Genomic DNA, 724 nt, shown 5'->3' on the forward strand with positions numbered 1-724 from the left:
TTTTTCATCAAATCAATAAAAAAAGCGATAGGAAGACCTATCGCTCCCTAAATCTGCCTATATTGGCCAAAGTTTGCATACTCAACTTGGTACACAAATCTCCATTTGTTATTGGTGCTTTCCCTGCCAAATTTGTTTGTTGTTCATCACCCTGATGAATTTTGGCTATCCGTTTCTAACACCTTGTCGCTGGGCTATCCTAGCCTGATCCGTTTCTGTCTATACCGTTAGACTAGACGATCATCCATATCGATTTCAGCTCCAAGCTGATGGCGCCTACTTTACTCATTTATCAAAAAACGACAAGAGCGCAGCTTCACACTTTTTGTACAGCAAATGAACACTCATAAATAATGCCAATCTGATCACACCAACAATCAATATACCCTATAGAAAAGACAACGCCCCAGCCAATCATGGCTAGGGCGCATCCTAAATCTTGCTCGAACGTACATTTCTTCACTCTGGCTAAGAGCGAGAAACCGACAAATTAGTGTAGACCACCAACGTACTTCGATAAGGTGTCAGCTTTTTAGCTACATCACGCATCATCGCATTCATGTCGTAGTTACGGCTACCATCGCGGAACTTCTCAAGTTGCAGCTTGATGTATTCTGCATGCTGGCCAGAAATCTTAGGGAAACCAGATAGCTCTGTACCGTTACCACGTGGACCGTGACAAGCAATACATGCTGTTAGGCCGCGTTCAGCGTCACCCGCGGTG

At 44.1% G+C, this 724-nt stretch carries 1 pseudogene; it reads right to left on the reverse strand.

What is annotated here, in order from left to right:
- Positions 1–490 precede the first annotated feature (490 nt).
- Positions 491–724, reverse strand: a pseudogene (locus tag KIV40_RS30495) (c-type cytochrome); the annotation flags it as partial.

The sequence above is a fragment of the Vibrio sp. D173a genome, from assembly GCF_030248475.1.